13 protein-coding genes are annotated in these 18,965 nt (G+C 76.4%); 12 read left to right on the top strand and 1 reads right to left on the bottom strand.

Annotation, left to right across the window (positions count from 1 at the left end; translation table 11 throughout):
• Position 1: 1 nt before the first annotated feature.
• Positions 2-955, bottom strand: coding sequence for a MoxR family ATPase (locus FVA95_RS02545; RefSeq protein ID WP_149662784.1), 954 nt, complete (start codon positions 953-955; stop codon positions 2-4).
• A gap of 432 nt (positions 956-1,387) precedes the next feature.
• Here FVA95_RS02545 and mraZ point away from each other — a divergent pair, with 432 nt between their 5' ends.
• The 12 genes from mraZ to FVA95_RS02480 all read left to right on the top strand — a co-directional run bounded on the left by mraZ (position 1,388) and on the right by FVA95_RS02480 (position 18,876).
• Positions 1,388-1,819: a division/cell wall cluster transcriptional repressor MraZ gene (gene mraZ / locus FVA95_RS02540; RefSeq protein ID WP_043276508.1), complete on the top strand. Its 432-nt coding sequence runs from the start codon at positions 1,388-1,390 to the stop codon at positions 1,817-1,819.
• A 384-nt stretch (positions 1,820-2,203) separates the two neighbouring features.
• Complete coding sequence (rsmH, locus tag FVA95_RS02535) at positions 2,204-3,202, top strand: 16S rRNA (cytosine(1402)-N(4))-methyltransferase RsmH (protein WP_149662755.1); 999 nt, start codon at positions 2,204-2,206, stop codon at positions 3,200-3,202.
• Between the two features lie 64 nt (positions 3,203-3,266).
• Entirely contained in the window at positions 3,267-3,965 is a 699-nt protein-coding gene (locus FVA95_RS02530; protein ID WP_149662754.1) for a hypothetical protein, read from the top strand.
• Complete coding sequence (locus tag FVA95_RS02525) at positions 3,965-5,791, top strand: penicillin-binding protein 2 (RefSeq protein ID WP_149662753.1); 1,827 nt, start codon at positions 3,965-3,967, stop codon at positions 5,789-5,791. The genes FVA95_RS02530 and FVA95_RS02525 overlap by 1 nt, the downstream gene beginning before the upstream one ends.
• A gap of 375 nt (positions 5,792-6,166) precedes the next feature.
• Positions 6,167-7,777 (top strand): UDP-N-acetylmuramoyl-L-alanyl-D-glutamate--2,6-diaminopimelate ligase, encoded by a 1,611-nt coding sequence (locus FVA95_RS02520; protein ID WP_149662752.1) that lies wholly within the window; start codon positions 6,167-6,169, stop codon positions 7,775-7,777.
• 94 nt (positions 7,778-7,871) lie between these two features.
• Entirely contained in the window at positions 7,872-9,317 is a 1,446-nt protein-coding gene (murF, locus tag FVA95_RS02515) for a UDP-N-acetylmuramoyl-tripeptide--D-alanyl-D-alanine ligase (RefSeq protein WP_149662751.1), read from the top strand.
• Positions 9,314-10,384, top strand: a complete 1,071-nt coding sequence (mraY, locus tag FVA95_RS02510) for a phospho-N-acetylmuramoyl-pentapeptide-transferase (RefSeq protein ID WP_020627574.1) — start codon at positions 9,314-9,316, stop codon at positions 10,382-10,384. The genes murF and mraY overlap by 4 nt, the downstream gene beginning before the upstream one ends.
• Complete coding sequence (gene murD, locus FVA95_RS02505) at positions 10,381-11,799, top strand: UDP-N-acetylmuramoyl-L-alanine--D-glutamate ligase (protein ID WP_149662750.1); 1,419 nt, start codon at positions 10,381-10,383, stop codon at positions 11,797-11,799. Before mraY ends, murD begins: the two co-directional genes overlap by 4 nt.
• Positions 11,796-13,076, top strand: coding sequence for a putative lipid II flippase FtsW (gene ftsW, locus FVA95_RS02500; RefSeq protein WP_043277720.1), 1,281 nt, complete (start codon positions 11,796-11,798; stop codon positions 13,074-13,076). The genes murD and ftsW overlap by 4 nt, the downstream gene beginning before the upstream one ends.
• Positions 13,077-15,203: 2,127 nt before the next feature.
• Positions 15,204-16,337 carry a UDP-N-acetylglucosamine--N-acetylmuramyl-(pentapeptide) pyrophosphoryl-undecaprenol N-acetylglucosamine transferase gene (locus FVA95_RS32575; protein WP_193564280.1) on the top strand — a complete coding sequence of 378 codons (1,134 nt, stop codon included), beginning with the start codon at positions 15,204-15,206 and terminating at the stop codon, positions 16,335-16,337.
• Entirely contained in the window at positions 16,334-17,749 is a 1,416-nt protein-coding gene (gene murC / locus FVA95_RS02485) for a UDP-N-acetylmuramate--L-alanine ligase (RefSeq protein WP_149662748.1), read from the top strand. The genes FVA95_RS32575 and murC overlap by 4 nt, the downstream gene beginning before the upstream one ends.
• 89 nt (positions 17,750-17,838) lie before the next feature.
• On the top strand, positions 17,839-18,876 hold the full coding sequence (locus tag FVA95_RS02480) for a cell division protein FtsQ/DivIB (RefSeq protein ID WP_149662747.1): 1,038 nt from the start codon (positions 17,839-17,841) through the stop codon (positions 18,874-18,876).
• Positions 18,877-18,965 lie beyond the last annotated feature (89 nt).

Genomic DNA, 18,965 nt, shown 5'->3' with positions numbered 1-18,965 from the left:
CTCAGCCCCGCGGCGGGGACGGCACCGCGACCCGCGCGACGGCGGCCCGCACCAGGTCCGCCGGCGTGCGGCGGGCCGCGACCCCCTCGGGACCCAGCATCAGCCGGTGCGCGAGAACGGGTACGGCGACGGCCTGGACGTCGTCGGGCACGACGTACCCGCGCCCGGCCGTCGATGCCCAGGCCCGGGCGGCGCGCAGCAGGTGCAGGGTCGCGCGCGGCGACGCCCCGAGGCGGACCTCGGGCAGCCGCCGCGTCGCACCGACGACCTCGACGCAGTAGCGGCGCACCTCCGCCGCGGTGTGCAGACCACGCACCCCGGCGATCATCGACCGCAGCGTGCGCAGGTCGGTCACCGGTCGCAGCCGCTCCAGCGGGTCGGTCGAGCCGTGCTCCTCGAGCATCGCCAGCTCGGCCGCCGGGTCGGGGTAGCCGACCGAGACGCGGATCGTGAACCGGTCCTGCTGGGCCTCGGGCAGCGGGTAGGTGCCGTCCATCTCCACCGGGTTCTGGGTGGCGACGACCATGAACGGGTCACCCAGCGGGTAGGTGCCGCCGTCCACGGTGACCTGGTGCTCGGCCATGCACTCCAGCAGCGCCGACTGGGTCTTCGGTGACGCGCGGTTGATCTCGTCGGCGATCACGACGTTCGCGAACACCGGGCCGGGCCGGAACTCGAACTCCGCGGTCTGCCGGTTGTAGACCGACGAGCCGGTGATGTCGCCGGGCAGCAGGTCCGGGGTGAACTGCACCCGGCTCACCGCCCCGTCGACGGCCCGGGCGAGCGCCTTGGCCAGCGTGGTCTTGCCGACGCCCGGCACGTCCTCGACGAGCAGGTGCCCCTCGGCGAGCATCGCGACCAGGGCGAGCCGGATGGTGTCGGGCTTGCCGACGATGATCCGCGCCATCGCGGCGGCGATCCGGCCCGCCGCGTCGGCGACGGCGACGGCGTCCATCGGCTCGGGCGCGTAACCGGGGTGCGCACCGCTGGCCTCGGCCCGGCGGACGGGACCACCGGACGGCGACGGGACGGGCGGTACGGAGGGCGCGGACGGCGCGCTCGACGACAACGGGCCTCCTCAGGAGACGGCTCGGATGACCCCAGTCTGTCAAACGTCCCCCGATCGGGACCGGGCGCCGCCACCCGCCCCGCGACGCTGCTCCGTACGGCCGAACGCGGCAGGCCCCGGAACTCTCCCGCCGGCGCCGTCGGCACCACCGCCGCGGCGCCCCCATGGGCCTCCACGGTGGTTCCCCCACCGCTTCTGACCTGCGGAAACAGTCGATGAACGGCGGAAGATCCACCCGTCTCGGGTTGACGGTGGGTGAGTGTGGGGTAGTGTGGTGATCGCTGGGGCGAACAGGGGTCCCAGGTGGAGGTGGGGTCGGTGTTCCTCGGCACCTACACCCCGAAGTTGGACGACAAGGGGCGGCTCACGCTGCCCGCAAAGTTCCGCGACGAGTTGCGAGGCGGCTGCATGATCACGAAAGGGCAGGACCACTGCCTCTACGTGTTCACCCGTGACGCCTTCACCGAGATGGCGCGCAAGATCGCCGCGGCCCCGCTGACGAACGAGTCGGCGCGGGTGTTCCAGCGGAACCTCTTCTCGGGCACCGACGAGCAGAACCCCGACGGCCAGGGCCGGATCGCGATCCAGTCCGAGCTGCGCCGGTACGCCGGACTGTCCAAGGACTGCGTGGTGATCGGCGCGTTCACGCGTGCCGAGATCTGGGACGCGCAGGCCTGGCAGGAGTACCAGGAGCGGCACGAGGACGAGTTCGCCAAGGCCCAGGAGGAGGTTCTGCCCGGGCTGTTCTGAGTCCCGCTGGCGGGCGGGACGACGGACGGCGGCAGTACCGAGCAGGACAGCACGACCGACAGCGGACGACACCACCGTCGCCGCCCCGACCCGGGTGCCGTGATCGAGATGGCCCTGGCACACCTTCCCCGGTGCCAGGTCCGTCTCGGCACGGCCCCCGGGTGGGGACGGCGCCGGCGCCCACCCCGACTGGGGAGTTCGGGTGGCGCGGTGGAGCCCGCGCGTCTTCGGGCGTGGAGCGGACCGGTTGTGGGAGCCGGCACGCCACACCCACGGACATCGACCGTCCCGGTCCCGGCCCCGTGGCCGGGACCGGACGGACGCCGGCCGGCACGACACACACGCACACACCACGGGGACGGACGGCGCACCGGGGGGTGGGACGTGGACGGCACTTCCGGCGACGGCGCCACCCCGCGCGACGAGCGCGCGCCCGGTGACCGGCACACCCCGGTCCTGCTGGAGCGGGTGACCGAGCTGCTCGACCCCGCCCTGCGCGACCGGGACGCGGTCTACGTGGACGCCACCCTCGGCATGGGCGGCCACGCGGCCGCGCTGCTGGCCGCGCACCCCCGGCTGACCGTCGTCGGCATGGACCGGGACCCGCAGGCCCTGGAGCTCGCCGGCCGCAGGCTCACCGCCTACGCGGACCGGCTGCACCGGGTGCACACCGTCTACGACGACGTCGCCGGCGCACTGGAGCAGGCGGGGGTGCCCGCCGCCGACGGCATCCTGTTCGACCTGGGCGTGTCCTCGCTCCAGCTCGACGAGGACGCCCGTGGCTTCTCCTATTCCCGCGACGCCGACCTCGACATGCGGATGGACCCGACCACCGGGCCGACCGCCGCCGACGTCCTGAACTCCTACACCGTCGGTGAGCTGCGCCGGATCCTGCGGGAGTACGGCGAGGAGCGGTTCGCGGGCCCGATCGCGAACGCGATCGTCCGGACCCGGGAGAAGCGCCCCTTCACCCGCAGCACCGAGCTCGTCGAGCTGCTCTACGGCGTGGTCCCGGCCGCGTCCCGGCGCACCGGCGGGCACCCGGCGAAGCGGACCTTCCAGGCCCTGCGCATCGAGGTGAACCGCGAGCTCGAGGTCCTGCGCGACGCGCTGCCCGCGGCGCTGGACGCGCTCGCCCCGGGCGGGCGGATCGTCGTCCTGTCCTACCACTCGCTGGAGGACCGGATCACCAAGCGCGTGTTCGCCGAGCGCGTCCGCTCGCGGACCCCGGTGGACCTGCCGGTGGAGCTCCCCGGACACGGACCGGAGTTCCGGCTGCTGACCCGGGGCTCCGAACAGGCGTCCGACTCCGAGGTCGCCCGCAACCCGCGGGCCGCCCCGGTGCGGCTGCGCGCGGCCCAGCGCGTGGAGGACGGGCCGTGAGCACCCGTGGCACGGCCCCGAGCACGCAGGCAGTACCGGCACGGCGGAGAGGCAGGAACCCCCGATGAGCACACCCGTCATCGAGCGCCCGGGCACCCCGGGCGGTGCCCGGGCACGGCCCGACACCCGCCAGAGCCGTCGCACCGCGGCGCCCCCGCGGATCCCGGCCCAGCGCGGCCCCGGCGACGCCCGCCGGGTGGCCGACCAGCGCCGCCGCACCGCGGCCAGGGAGAACACTGGCCGCGCGAAGTTCGTGCTGGTCGTGATGGTGCTGCTGGTCTCGGGTCTGATCGCGACGCTGTGGCTGTCGACCGCCGCGGCGGCCGACTCCTACTCGCTGCAGGCGGCCCGGGAGCGGACCGCGTCGCTCACCGAGCAGTCCGAGGCGCTCCGCAAGGAGGTCACGGTGCTGCAGAGCCCCGGCTCGCTCGCCGACCGCGCCGCGGCCCAGGGCATGGTCCGGGTGACCGACCCGGCGCGTCTGGTCGTCGCCCCCGACGGACGCGTGGACGTCGTCGGGGAGCCGAGGGCCGCCGTCGCCGCGGCGCCGCCCGCGCCGCCCGCCGCCGACGCTCCGGCACCGCAGGCCCCGCCCGCGCCCCCGGCAGGGCAGCCGGGCGCCGCCACCTCCGACCCGGCCGCCGAGGGCGGCGACGCCGCCCCGGGCGGGGCCGCGGGCACTGGGCAGGGTGCTGGGCAGGGCGCCGGTGAGGGCGCCGAGCGCGAGGTCCCGGCCGACACCCGGGCGGCGGGCGGGAACTGATGGTCTACGCGCCGCCACGCCCCCGGCCGCGGGGGCAGGGTCCACGGGGTGGACGGCGCCGGTCCCCGGCCGACGACCCGCGGTTCCGGCTGCGCCTGGCCTGGGTGGGGCTGGCCGCCCTGCTGCTGGTGTCCGGGGCGAAGCTCGTCGTCGTCCAGACGGTGCAGGCGGGCACGCTGACCGCGGACGCGGAGAAGCAGCGCGCCAGCCGGATCGTCGTTCCGGCCGAGCGCGGATCCATCACCGACCGCAACGGCGCCGTCCTGGCCTTCTCCACCGAGTCCAAGGCGCTCGTCACCAACCCGCGTCTGATCAACTCGACCAAGGGCGCGGACGCGGTCGCCTACAAGAACCGGATGGCCGAGGCCGTCGCCGCGGTGACCCACGGCGACCCCGAGGAGCTGAAGCGGGCGCTGAACAGCGACCGCGGCTACGTCGTGATGGCCACCGCGGTCGACCCCGGGCCCGCCCGTGACCTGCGCACGCAGTTCCCGGAGATCGCCGAGGAGAGCCGCGAGGCGCGCCAGTACCCGAACGGGACGCTCGCCTCGAACATCATCGGCGCCGCGACCTGGAGCGCCGACGCCCAGAAGCTCATCGGCCGGATCGGCCTGGAGTCCTCCGACGACGCCCTGCTCGCCGGGCGCGACGGCTTCCAGATCGCCGACACCGCCGAGGGTAGCGGCACCGTCATCCCCGGCAGCGTGCGCTCCGAACAGGCCGCGGTGTCCGGCTCCGACGTGCAGCTCACCATCGACTCCGACCTGCAGTTCCAGGTGCAGCGGATGCTGGCCGACTACGCGGGCCGCGCCGAGGCGCGCAGCGGCTCGGCCGTCGTCCTCGACCGGGCGACCGGGCAGGTGCTCGCGCTCGCCGACAACACCTCGTTCGACCCGGCGCAGCTGCTGTCCGCGGACCCGAACACCCTGGGCAACAAGGGTGTCACCACGCCGTTCGAGCCCGGCTCGGTCAACAAGGTGGTGACCATGGCCGCGGCGCTGGAGGCCGGCGTCGCCAAGCCCGACGACGTGCTGGCCGTGCCCGGTAGCATCGAGGTCGCCGACCGGACGATCAAGGACGCCTGGGAGCACGGCCTCGACCACTACACGCTGACCGGTGTGCTGGCGAAGTCCTCCAACGTCGGCACGCTGATGACCGCGCAGAAGGTCGGCGAGGACCGCTTCTCGGACATGCTCGCGAAGATGGGCATCGGGCAGAAGACCGGTGTCGGGCTGCCCGGCGAGAGCGGTGGGCGGGTCCCGGCCCGCGCGACCTGGTCCGGCTCCACCTTCGGCAACCTGCCGATCGGGCAGGGGCTGTCGATGACCGTGCTGCAGATGGCCGGGATGTACCAGGCCATCGCCAACGACGGCGTCCGGATCCCGCCGCGGATCGTCGCCGCGACGACCGGCCCGGACGGCGTCCGGGTGCCGACCGAGGCACCCGAGCCGGTGCAGGTGATGTCGCCGCAGACCGCGCAGACGCTGCGGACGATGCTCACCGCCGTCACCCAGAAGGCGCACGGCCAGTCCGGCACCGGGCCCGCCGCCGCGGTGCCCGGCTACGAGGTGGCGGGCAAGACCGGCACCGCCCAGCAGGTGGACCCGGCGACCGGGGCGTACTCGCGCTCCCAGTACTGGATCACCTTCGCCGGGATGCTCCCGGCCCAGGACCCGCGGTTCGTGATCGGAATCATGCTCGACGCCCCGAAGGGCGGGACGAGCGCGGCCCCGCTGTTCCACGACATCGCCTCCTACCTGGCCCAGCGCGACGCCGTGCCGGTGCAGACGACGCCCGCCCCGGTGCAGACCCTGCAGATCAGGTGACGGCGCGGCCGGGGGCGGTCCGGCTGCGTCGGGCGGTCCCGGCCGCCGCTGCCCACCCGTACGGGTGCCGGCCGGGTCGCCGTGCGCCCTGCCCGGCGGCCCGCCCACCGGACCGGAACCTGCGCCGGATGGCCCTATCCGGCTGGTCGGACGGCCGGGGGCCGGCCGGTCGTCGTTCCACCGCCCGCCGTGACCGCCTCCGCGAGCGGTCGGGGGCGCCTGACCGGGGGGAGGGGCGGCCCGCGCCGGTCGGTAACCTCCGGCCCTGTGCCCGACCTCCACACCGCAGCCACCGCCCGCTCCCGGAGCACCGGCGGAACCGCGCACGACGGCGGGCCGGATGGCGTGGTCGGCGACCGGACGGGGACGGGTGACGTGGCGGGACCGCTCGAGTCGCTGCCGGAGCGCCCCTCGCAGGTGCGCCCGGTCGACGTCGCGCTGCTCGGGCGGCTCGTCGGTGCCGAGCTGAACCCGCGGACCGCGGGCAGCGGGCCCGGCCCCCTGCTCGACCCCGCGGCCGGGCCGCACACCGTCACCGGCGCGACCCTGCGGGCGGGCTCGGTGCGCCCCGGCGACCTGTTCGCGGCGCTGCCCGGCGCCCGGGCGCACGGCGCCGACTTCGCCGCGCAGGCCATCGCCGCCGGCGCCGGCGCGATCCTGACCGACGCCGCCGGCGCGGACCGCGCCGAGATCCGGCACTCCCGGCTCCCGGTGCTGGTGCACCCGAACCCGCGCGAGGTCCTCGGGCCGGTCTCGGCCGCCGTCTACGGCGAGCCCACCGCCCGGCTGCGGGTGCTCGGGGTGACCGGCACCTCGGGCAAGACGACCGTCGCGCACCTGCTGGAGACGGGCCTGACCGCCGCCGGGCGGGCCACCGGCCTGCTCGGCACCGTGCGGACCCGGGTGCAGGTCCCCGGCAGCCCGGCCCGGGCGCTCCCCAGCGCGTTCACCACCCCCGAGGCGCCGGACCTGCAGGCGCTGTTCGCGGTCATGGCCGAGGCCGGCGTGACCGACGTGGCCATGGAGGTCTCCAGCCACGCGCTCGAGCTCGGCCGGGTCGGCGGCTCCCGGTTCACCGCAGGGGCCTTCACCAACCTGTCGCAGGACCACCTGGACTTCCACCCCACGATGACCGATTACTTCGAGGCCAAGGCCCGGCTGTTCGGCGGTGGCGGGGCGGGCGTGGAGGCCGCGCGGCACGCGGTCGTCTGCGTCGACGACGAGTGGGGCCGCCGGCTGGCGGCCCGCCACCGGGACGCGGTCACCGTCTCCCCCGAACCGCGCGGCCCGCACGCCACCTGGACGGTCCGCGACCTCACCGCCCACCCCGACGGCACCCAGACCTTCACCGCGGTCGGCCCCGGTGGGCTCGCCGTGCCGGTCACCCTGAGCCTGCCCGGCCGTTACAACGTCGCGAACGCGCTCGTCGCGCTGGCCGTGCTCGACGCCGACGGGATCGCCCCGGAGACGGCCGCGGCCGGGTTCGCCCGGGCGTCGGTACCGGGTCGGATGCAGCGCGTCGACGCCGGTCAGCCCTGGCTGGGCGTGGTCGACTACGCTCACAAGCCCGCCGCCGTCGCCGCCCTGCTCGACGCGCTGCGCCGCCAGGTCCGCCCGCACGCGCGGGTGATCACCGTGCTCGGCTGCGGCGGGGACCGCGACACCGGCAAGCGTCCGCTGATGGGCGCCGCCGCCGCGATCCGGTCCGACGTGCTCGTGGTGACCGACGACAACCCCCGCAGCGAGGACCCCGGCGCGATCCGCCGCGCGATGCTCGACGGCGCGTTCGCCGAGCCCGCCCGCGGCGACGTCATCGAGATCGGCGACCGGCGCAGCGCGATCGTCTACGCGGTCCGCTCGGCCCGCCCCGGTGACGCCGTGGTGGTCGCCGGGAAGGGCCACGAGGCGGGCCAGGAGATCAACGGCGTCAAGTACCCGTTCGACGACACCGACGAGCTGGTGGCGGCGATCCGGGCGGCGACGTGACGCGCCGCGCGGCAACACGGCAGGCCGTGCCGGCACCCGGCACGGCCCGCGCACGGGCAGGAGGACGGATCGGACCGGTGGAGGCGAGCGGGCGATGATCGAGATGACGCCGGCGGAGATCGCGGCCGTGACCGGCGGGCGCTTGCACCGCATCGACGACGAGGCCGCCGCCGCACCGGTCACCGCCGTCGAGTTCGACTCCCGGAGGATCGGGCCGGGCGGGCTGTTCCTGGCGTTGCCGGGGGAGCGGGCCGACGGCCACGACTTCGCCGCGCAGGCCGTCACCCGCGGGGCTACCGCGGTGCTGGCGGGCCGCGAGGTCGACGCCCCGGCGATCGTCGTGCCGCCGGTCGAGGGGCGCGACAGCCAGACCTACCTCGGTGCGGTCGACCCCGACGGGACCGGCGCCGCCGTCCTGGCCGGGCTCGGCCGCCTCTCCCGGCACGTGCTGGGCGCCCTGCCCGGGCTCGCCGTCGTCGGCGTGACCGGATCGGCGGGCAAGACCTCCACCAAGGACCTGCTGGCCGCGGTGCTGTCCCCGCTGGGGCCGACCGTCGCGCCGCCGGAGTCGTTCAACAACGAGCTCGGCACGCCCTACACCGCACTGCGCGCCGACGCGGGCACCCGCAACCTCGTGCTGGAGTTCTCCGCCCGCGGGATCGGCCACATCGCCGCGCTGTGCGCGATCGCGCCACCGCGGATCGGGGTCGTGCTCAACGTCGGCTCCGCCCACCTCGGCGAGTTCGGGTCCCGCGCCGCGATCGCCACGGCCAAGGGCGAGCCGGTCGAGGCGCTGCCCCCGGGTGACCTGCCGGGCGGGCGGGGCGGCGTCGCCGTCCTCAACGCCGACGACGAGCTGGTCGCCGCCATGGCGTCCCGCACCTCCGCCCGGGTCGTCACCTTCGGACGCGCCGCGGACGCGCACGTGCGCGCCACCGACGTCGCCCTGACCGCGGGGCGGGCGTCGTTCCGGCTGGTCACCCCGGCCGGGTCGGCCGACGTCGCGCTGCGGCTGGTGGGGGAGCACCAGGTCTCCAACGCCCTCGCCGCCGCCGCGGTCGCCCTGGAGCTGGGCGGCACCCCGGACGGGATCGCGGCGGCGCTGTCCGCGGCGTCGCCGGCGTCGCGCTGGCGGATGGAGGTCACCGACCGCGCCGACGGGGTTACCGTCGTCAACGACGCCTACAACGCCAACCCCGAGTCCGTCCGCGCCGCGATCGACGCGCTCGGGCAGATCGCCGGTCCGGACCGCCGGGCCTGGGCGGCGCTCGGCCCGATGGCCGAGATCGGGGACGACGCGGCCGCCGAGCACGCCGCGGTCGCGGAGTACGCACGCGCCGCCGGGGCCCTGGTGGTCGCCGTCGGCGCACCCGACTACGGGGCCGGCGCCGAGCACGTCGCCGACCTGCCCGCCGCCCTGACCCTGCTGCGGGAGCGGACCCGCCCCGGCGACGTCGTGCTGGTCAAGGCCTCCCGCAGCGCCGGGCTGGAGCGGCTCGCCGCCGGCCTGCTGACGACCGAAGGACCGGTGTACCGGTGAGAGGCCTCTTCCTGGCCGCGGGTCTCGCGCTCGCGGTGTCGATCCTGCTCACCCCGTACCTCATCCGCTTCTTCGCGCGGCAGGGCTTCGGGCAGGAGATCCGCGAGGAGGGACCGCAGAGCCACCAGTCCAAGCGCGGTACGCCGACGATGGGCGGCGTGGCGATCCTGCTCGCCATCTGGGTCGGCTACCTGGGCTCGCACGCGTTCACCCGGGAGCCGATCACCGCCTCGGCGCTGCTGGTGCTGTTCCTGACCACCGCGCTGGGCGTCGTCGGGTTCCTCGACGACTACCTGAAGCTGCGCCGCAAACGGAACCTCGGCCTCAACAAGACCTCGAAGATCGTCGGCCAGGTGCTGACCGCCTCGATCTTCGGCATCCTCGCCGTGCGCTTCGTCAACGAGCGCAACCTGGCCCCGGCCTCGGAGAGCCTGTCGTTCGTCCGCGACATCACGGTGCTGAGCTTCGGCGTCGTCGGGTTCGTGCTGCTGTGCAACCTGATCGTCGCCGCCTGGTCGAACGCGGTGAACCTCACCGACGGCCTCGACGGCCTCGCCGCGGGCACCGCCGCGATGGTGCTGGGCACCTACGTGATCATCGCGTTCTGGCAGTTCCGCAACAACTGCGCGATCGCCGCGACGGCCGGCTGCTACGAGGTCCGCGACCCGCTCGACGTCGGCCTGGTCGCCGCCGCCGCGATGGGTGGCTGCATCGGGTTCCTCTGGTGGAACGCCGCACCGGCCCGCATCTTCATGGGCGACACCGGCTCGCTGGCGCTCGGCGGCCTGCTCGCCGGCCTGTCGATGGTGACCCGCACCGAGCTGCTGCTCGTCGTCATCGGCGGCGTGTTCGTCGTCGAGGCGCTGTCGGTGTCGCTGCAGATCATCGTGTTCCGCACCTCGCGGCGCCGGCTGTTCCGGATGGCGCCGTTCCACCACCACTTCGAGCTGGCCGGATGGGCCGAGACGACCGTCATCATCCGGTTCTGGCTGCTCGCCGCGATCTGCGCGGCGATGGGGCTGGGCATCTTCTACTCCGAGTGGCTGTCCATGTCGGGTTCCGGATGAGCGGCCCGTTCGGCGGGGGACCCGTCCTGGTCGCGGGGGCCGGTGTCTCCGGTCTCGCGGCCGCGGCGGCCCTGGTGGACGCGGGCACCCGGGTGCTGCTGTCCGACGACCGGGAGGAGGCGCTGGCCTCGTTGCCCGACGGCGTCGAGCCGTGGCGCGGTGGCGGGATCCCCGAGGGGGTCCGTACGGTCGTCACCTCGCCGGGGCGACGGCCCGACCACCCGCTGGTCGCCGAGGCCGCCGGGCTCGGCGTCGAGGTGATCGGGGAGCCGGAGCTGGCCTGGCGGCTCGGCGCGCTGCGCGACACGCCGCCGTCCTGGCTGGTCGTGACCGGCACCAACGGCAAGACCACCACCACCGAGATGCTCGCCGCGATCCTCGCGCGCGCCGGGGTGGACGCCGTCGCCTGCGGCAACATCGGCCACCCGGTGGTCACTGCGGTCGCCGCGGGCCACGCGGTGCTCGCCGTCGAGCTGTCGAGCTTCCAGCTGCACTGGTCGCCGTCGGTGCGCCCGGCCGCGGGCGTGGTGCTCAACGTGGCCGAGGACCACCTGGACTGGCACGGCGGGATGGACGCCTACGCCGCGGCGAAGGCCCGCGCGCTGGTCGGGGACGTCGCCGTCGGCGGGGTCGACGACGCCGTCGCGGCCCGGTTGCTGGCACGGGCCCCGGCTCCGCGCCGGGTCGGGGTCACGCTGTCCGCCCCCGGCCCGGACCAGCTCGGCGTCGCCGACGGGGTGCTGACCGACCGCGCGTTCGGCGGCGGGGAGCTGCTCGCGGCCGACGCCGTCGTCCCTCCGGGGCCGCCCGGGATCACCGACGCGCTCGCCGCGGCCGCGCTGGCCCGCGCGCACGGTGTCGACCCGACCCACATCGGTGCAGCCCTGGCGGCGTTCACCCCCGGCCCGCACCGCAGCGCCCCCGTGGGCGAGCACGCCGGTGTCACCTACCTCGACGACTCGAAGGCGACCAACCCGCACGCCGCCGGGGCCGCGCTGGCCGCCGTCGCCGCGCGCCTGCCCGGGGCACGGGCGGTGTGGGTGGTCGGCGGGCTGCTCAAGGGCGTCGACCCGGCCGAGCTCGGTCTGCTCGCCGCCGCGCACGCCGAGCGGCTGGCCGGGATCGTCGTGATCGGGACGGACCGGACACCGATCGTCGAGGCGCTGACGCGACACGCGCCCGGCCTCCCGGTGCACGAGGTCGCGCCGGGACACGATGGCCCGATGGCGCCCTCCGACCTGCAGGACCCGATGCCGGCCGCGGTCCGCCGCGCGTCCGGCCTGGCCCGTCCCGGCGACGTCGTGCTGCTCGCCCCGGCCGCCGCCTCGATGGACCAGTTCCGCGACTACGCCCACCGCGGCGACGCGTTCGCCGCCGCCGTCGCCGGTCTGGCCGCCGCCGGGGTGTCCCGGTGAGCCCGGCCGCCCCGGACCGCACGCTCGGCCAGGTGGCCGTCACCGGCGCCAGCGGTGCCGTGCGGCGGCTGCGGCGCTGGCTGCGCCGGCCGCTGACCTCGCTGCACCTGATCCTCGGCGTCTTCGGGCTGCTGACCCTGTTCGGTCTGGTGATGGTGCTGTCGGCGTCGTCGGTCGGCGACGGCTCGTCGTACTCGGTGTTCACCCGCCAGCTGATGTTCTGCGGGGTCGGGCTCGTGCTGTTCTACGTGGGGCTGCGCGTGCCGCCACGCCGCCTGCGGGCCGCGGCACCGGTGCTGCTGATCATCGGACTGGTCGCGCTGGTCCTGGTGCTGATCCCGGGGATCGGCGCGCTGCGCGGCGGTGCCCGGTCCTGGTTCGCGTTCGGCCCGGTCTCGCTGCAGCCGTCGGAGGGCACGAAGATCGCCCTGACGCTGTGGGGCGCCCACGTGCTGGCCGCCCGCCGCGCGGTGATGCACCGCTGGAAGCACGCGCTGAACCCGGTCGTGCCGGTGACCCTGGTGATCTTCACGCTGCTCGTGCTGGAGCCCGACCTGGGAATGACGATCTCGGTCGGGATCATCATGCTCGCGCTGCTGTACTTCGGCGGCGCCCCGGTGAAGCTGCTCGCGCTGATCGCGGGTGGCGGCCTGGCCGGTGCGGTGATCCTCGGGCTGACCGCCGGCTACCGGGCCAGCCGGATCACGGCGTTCCTGTCGCCCTCGGCGGACCCGCTGGGTCCGGCGTACCAGGCGACGCAGGCGCTGTACGCGCTCGCCGACGGCGGCCTGTTCGGCGTCGGGCTCGGCCAGGGCCGGGCGAAGTGGGACTACCTGCCCAACGCCCACAACGACTTCATCTTCGCGATCATCGGCGAGGAGCTCGGGCTGGTCGGGGCGGGAGCGGTGCTCGCACTGTTCGCGACGCTGGCCTACACCGGCATGCGGATCGCCGCCCGCAACACCGACCCGTGGCTGCGGATCGTCGTCGCGACGTCGACGGCGGGCCTGGTCGTCCAGGCCTCGATCAACATCGGGTACGTCGTGGGACTGCTGCCGGTGACCGGGCTGCAGCTCCCGCTGATCTCCTCCGGCGGTACCTCGCTGGTGGTGACCATGTTCCTGTTCGGGCTGCTCACGAACGCGGCCCGGCACGAGCCGGAGGCGGTCGCCGCGCTCCGGAAGGACGGGCAGGGGCGGCTGGCGAAGCTGCTGCGCCTGCCGTTGCCGCAGCCCTACCGCGCACCGGTCCCGGTGTCGCGGTGGGCGGCGCGTTAGGGCGCTCCCACTCCGGGTGGAAGCGGACACGACGGACGACGCAAGGGGCACGAGAGCGTGACGGGTACGGATCAGACCGGCGGGAACGACGGCACCGGCTCGGGCCGGGAGCCCGGCCGGCGTCCGACCATGGGCGGCCGTGCTCCCGGGCCCCACGAGGTCCGGCCGGACGGCGTGGTCTTCGGCGGGCCCGACGGAGCGGGTGGCACGGGTGGGCGCCCGGCCTGGCCTGCGGAGACCCCGTCGGGTTCCGACCTGTTCAGCGCCCCCGCACAGCCCCCCTCGACGCAGCCCCCCTCGGCGCAGCCCTCGTCACCGCAGCCTCCGTCGGCACAGCCCTTCGCGGAGCCGGGGGAGCCGCAGGGCGCGCGTGGGCCGCAGCGGCTGCCCGGGACCGGGTGGGACCCGCACGCGCAGTCCCGGCGCCCGGGTGCCCGCCCGCTGAACGGGAGCGGGTCGCAGGGCACGAACGGCGTCGCGCACGGCGACCGCGGTGCGGCACGGCCGGTGGGCGGCGCCGTACACGAGGAGTTCCGGCCGGACGGCGCCGACCGCCACGATGCCCCGCCCAACGGTGCTCCGCGCAACGACACCTCCGCCAACGGCGTTCCGCGCAACGGCGCCCCGGGCAACGGCGCCCCGCTGAACGGCGCCCCGGGCAACGGCGCCCCGGGCAACGGCGCCCCGCGCAACGGAGTTCCGCGCGGCGCTGCCGGGGGCGGGGACCAGGGCGCCCCGCAGGGCCCGAACGCCGTGTCCGCCGGGCAGGACGACGCCGCGGACGGTGGGCCGCGCGGCCGCAACGGCGCCCCGCGTTCCGACGACGCCGGACGGCAGCCGGGCGGCCTGCCGCGTCGCCGGCCCGGGCGACCGGTGCCCCCCGCGGCGATGCCGACGCGGCCCGGTGCGGCCGACGACCTGTTCACCCCGCGCGCGAGCACCGGACGCGGTGGATCGGCGCCGGTGGACCGCGGCCCGGCGGACGGCGCGGACCCGACCCGGTCCGGCGACCCGGTGAACGGCGTGCCGCGCACCGGTCCGGCGCAGGACGGCCCCGCCGTCGGACCGGGCCCCGACGGCTCTGGCGGGTCCGCGACGGACACCGGCCCCACCGTCGCCGCACCGCACACCACGGTCCCGCAGGGCGCCGATGCGGAGGGCGCCGGAACGAACGGTGCCGTGCCGAACGGCACCGGCCCGGACACGGCCGACGCGTCCGGACCCGACGCCGGGACCGGCCCGCAGCGGCCCGTCGCCGACGCCCGGGGCGAGCAGGCGCCCCCCGACGCCCCGCCGACCGTCGCGCAGCCCGCCGGTGACACCGCAGGACTCCCGGCCGCCTCGGCGGACGGGCCGTCGGGCACCGGGCGGCAGCAGGCCCGGCCCCCGTCGGCTCCGCAGCAGCGCCCGGGCCGGCCCGACGAGCGCGAGCACGCCGGCGTCACCGCCACCGGTCCGCAGAGCGGGCCCGAGCCGGGCGCGCTGTCGGCGACCGGCCCCCGCGGTCCGGTCCCGCCGCACGGCCGGTTCGCCCCCGGCCCGTACGCGCCGGGCCGTCCCGCCGGTCCGCAGGGGCCCGGCCCGGTCCCCGGCGGACCCGGCCCGCAGCAGTTCGGGCGTCCCGGCCCGACCGGCCCGAACGCCCTGACCGGCACCGGTCCGCACCACCCCCACGCCCCCGGCAGGCAGGGCCCCGGCACGGCCGCCCCGGGACAGCAGGGCTCCGGCCCGGCCCCGGGACAGCAGGGCCTCGGCCGTCCGGCGCCCGGGTTCGCAGGCCCCGGACGACCGGGTCCCGCGGGGACCGGCCCGTTCCGCCCGGGCGGGTTCGGCCCGGCAGGCCCCGGCGCCCCCGGCCAGTACGGCCCCGGTGGACCGGGTGCCCCCGGTCAGCACGGCCCCGGCGCGCCCGGTCGGCCGGGCCCCGGCGCGCCCGGTCAGCAGGGCCCGGGTGCCCCGCAGAACCCCCAGGATCCCGGCGCCCCGCAGCCCCAGGGCTTCCAGGGACCCGGCCCCCAGGGACCCGGTCCGCGGCCGACCGGCCCACAGCCGACCGGCCCACAGCAGAGCCCGCAGGGCGAGGGTGTGCAGGGACCCGGTGTGCCCGGACCCACGGCCCCCGACGCGATCCGCACCGGCAGCCCCGCCACGACGCGTCCCGCGGGGGAGCAGGCACCGGGCCCGGTGTCGGGCGGCCTGTCGGTCGTCGTCGCCGGGGGTGGCTCGGCCGGGCACATCGAGCCCGCGCTGGCCGTCGCCGACGCGATCCGTCGGCTCGTCCCGGGGGCCCGGATCACCGCGCTCGGCACCGAGAAGGGCCTCGACACCCAGCTGATCCCGGCCCGCGGCTACCCGCTCGAGCTGATCCCGCCGGTGCCGCTGCCCCGCAAGCCCACCGCCGACCTGCTCAAGCTCCCCGGCAACGTCCGCGGTGCGGTGAAGCGGGTCCGGGAGGTGCTGGAGGCGGCCGAGGCCGACGTCGTCGTCGGGTTCGGCGGGTTCGTCTCGCTTCCCGCCTACCTGGGCGCCCGCGGCCGGGTGCCGATCGTCGTGCACGAGGCCAACGCCCGCGCCGGGCTCGCGAACAAGGTCGGCGCGCGGTTCGCCTCCGCCGTCTGCGTCGCGGTGCCCGGCACCGGCCTCGCGAACGAGGAGGTGGTCGGGATGCCGCTGCGCCGCTCGATCACCACCCTGGACCGGGCGTCGCTGCGGCCGGAGGCCCGGACGTACTTCAACCTGCCGCCGCACGGCCCGGTGCTGCTGGTCTTCGGCGGCTCCCAGGGCTCCCGGACGCTCAACGAGGCGGTCGCCGCTTCGCTGCCGGCGTTCACCGAGCGGGGCATCTCGGTGCTGCACGCGTACGGGAAGGGCGGCACTCCCGCCGACCCGCGGCCCGGCTACGTGCCGGTGCCCTACATCGAGCGGATGGACCTCGCCTACGCCGCCGCGGACGTCGTCCTCGGCCGCTCGGGCATGACCACCGTCGCCGAGCTGACCGCGGTCGGGCTGCCCGCGGTGTACGTACCGCTGCCGCACGGCAACGGCGAGCAGGCGCTCAACGCCCGTCCGGTCGTCGAGGCCGGGGGCGGCAAGCTCGTGCAGGACGAGGACATGAACGGCGACCGTGCGATCGACGAACTGATGCCGATGCTCACCGATCCCGACCTGGCCCTGGCCATGGGCCGCCGCGCCCGCGCGGCCGGGCACGGCGAGGCCGACGAGAAGATCGCCCGCATCGTCCTCGAGGTGGCGGGCCGGTGAGCGTGCTCTCCGACCACGTCCACCTCATCGGGATCGGCGGCGCCGGGATGAGCGGGATCGCGCGGATCCTGCTCGCCCGCGGGGCCACGGTCTCCGGGTCCGACGCGCGGGACTCGCGCACGGTCACCGCGCTGCGTGCGCTCGGTGCCCGCGTCGAGACCGGGCACGACGCAGCCCACCTGAGGCACGACGGCGAGGCCCCGCCGACCGTGGTCGTCTCCACCGCCATCCGGGAGACCAACCCGGAGCTGGCCGCCGCCCGCGAGCGCGGCTACGACGTGGTCCACCGGGCGGTCGCACTGGCCGCGCTGACGGAGGGACGGCGGCTGGTCGCCGTCGCCGGGACGCACGGCAAGACCTCGACGACGTCGATGGTCACCGTCGCCCTGCAGCACGCCGGGGCCGACCCGTCGTTCGCGATCGGCGGCGACCTGTCGGTGTCCGGGTCGGGCGCGCACCACGGCAGCGGTGACGTGTTCGTCGTCGAGGCCGACGAGAGCGACGGCTCGTTCACCGCGTTCGCCCCGTCGGTCGCGATCGTCACCAACGTCGAGCCCGACCACCTCGACCACCACGGCGACGAGGCCGCCTACCGGGCCGTGTTCGAGCGGTTCCTGGAGCGGCTCGTCCCCGGCGCCACCCTGGTCGCCTGCGCCGACGACCCCGGGTCGGAGGCCGTGGCCGTGCGGGCGGAGCAGTCCGGCGTCACCGTGCTGCGCTACGGCCGCACCGCGACCGGCCGGCACGACGCCCGGCTGCTCGAGTTCACCCCGGACGGCACCGGCTGCCGCGCCCGGTTCCGCACCGGCGACGCCGAGCACGAGCTCACCCTCGGCGTCCCGGGTGAGCACATGGTCCTCAACGCGCTCGGTGCCTTCCTCGCCGGCCGCGCCGTCGGGGCCGACCCCGCCGTGCTGCTGGAGGGGCTCGCCGGGTTCGGTGGGGTGCAGCGCCGGTTCGAGTTCAAGGGCCGCGCCCGCGGCGTGTCGGTCTACGACGACTACGCCCACCACCCCACCGAGGTCGCCGCCACCCTGCGCGCCGCCCGCGAGGCCGCACCGGTCCGGAACGGGCGGCGCGGCCGCGTCCTGGTCGTGTTCCAGCCGCACCTGTACTCCCGCACCCGGCTGTTCGCCGCCGAGTTCGGCGCGTCGCTGTCGCTGGCGGACGAGGTGATGGTGCTCGACGTCTACGGTGCCCGGGAGGATCCCGAACCCGGCGTCGGTCCGGCGCTCATCACCGACGCGGTGACGTTGCCGGCCGAGCGGGTGCACCGTGCCCCCTCGTGGGAGCGGGCACCCGCGGCGATCGCCGCGCTCGCGACCGACGGCGACGTCGTGATCACCATGGGCGCCGGCGACGTCACCGCGCTCGGGCCGGAGATCCTGCGGGAGCTCGCCGGCGAGGGGTGAGCGCGGGGCACAGCAGCGCCACATCAGCGCCACGGCAGTGGGAGAGCGGCGGCAGACCGGCGGCAGATCGGCGGCACAGCGGGGGCACGATGAGCAGCGACGAGCAGGACACCGGTGACGACCGGGCCCGGGACGGTGCCCGCTCGTCGGGCCGCCGTGACCCGGACCGGGAACGGCGCGCCGCCGAGCGTGCCCGCCGCATCCGCGAGCGCCGTGCCGCCGAACGCCGCGGCGCCGGGACCCCCGCCGACACCGCCGACACCGCCGCCGGGGTGACAGACGACGGGGTGGCCGACGACCGGGTGGCCGACGACCGGGCGGCCGGCACCGACCGGACCGGGACGGCGGGCCGGGGGAGCGGACGCGGCGCGGCCGCCGCCGTCCGGGACCGCACGGCGGCCCGTGCGGCCGAACGGTCGCGCAGCCGCGACCCCCGCTACCGGCGTCGCCGCCTCGTCGCCCTGCTGGCCACCGCCGCCGTCGTGCTCCTGGGGATGTCCGCGGCCGGCTGGTGGGCGCTGGGGCAGTACGGCCCACCGGTGGCCACCGTGCGGGTCGACGGCACCCGCCAGATCCCCGTCCGCGACGTCGAGGACGCCGCCGGGGACCAGACCGGGGTCCCGCTCGCGGCGGTGGACACCGACGGCGTCGCCGCCCGGGTGTCGGCCATCCCGGGCGTCGCCGCGGTGGAGGTCGACCGGTCCTGGCCGGACACCCTGGTGGTGGTCGTGACCGAACGCACGCCGGCCGCGGTGCTCGACACACCGGACGGACCGAAGCTCGTCGACGTCACCGGGTTCGTCTACCGCGACGCCCCGCCGGACGTGCGGCTGCCCCGGCTGCAGCTGCCGCGCATCGCCCCGGACGACCCCGCCACCCTCGCCGCGGTCGGTGTCCTGCAGGCGCTGCCGGTCCCGGTCCGCGACCAGGTGCAGACACTGTCGCTCGGCGGGGGCGGTTCCACCTTCGAGCTGGGGCTCACCGAGGACCGGCGCGTCCTGTGGGGCCCCTGGTCGGACACCGGGCAGACCGCCGCTCGGGCCCGGGTCCTCGGGCCGGTGCTGCAGCGCCCGGGTGCCGTCTACGACGTCTCCAGCCCGTCCCTGGTCACCGTCCGGCAACGCTGAGCACCCGCCCGCTGCAGCGGGTGACCGGATGACGACCCTGCGCGTTTCCATCGGGGGAGAAGCCGAACCACCCGAGCGGGGTGTTGTCG

Origin of the sequence: Pseudonocardia sp. EV170527-09 (genome assembly GCF_008369905.1) — a bacterium.
In the GTDB taxonomy this organism is placed as follows: domain Bacteria; phylum Actinomycetota; class Actinomycetes; order Mycobacteriales; family Pseudonocardiaceae; genus Pseudonocardia.
This window is presented reverse-complemented; position numbering and strand designations above follow the sequence as displayed.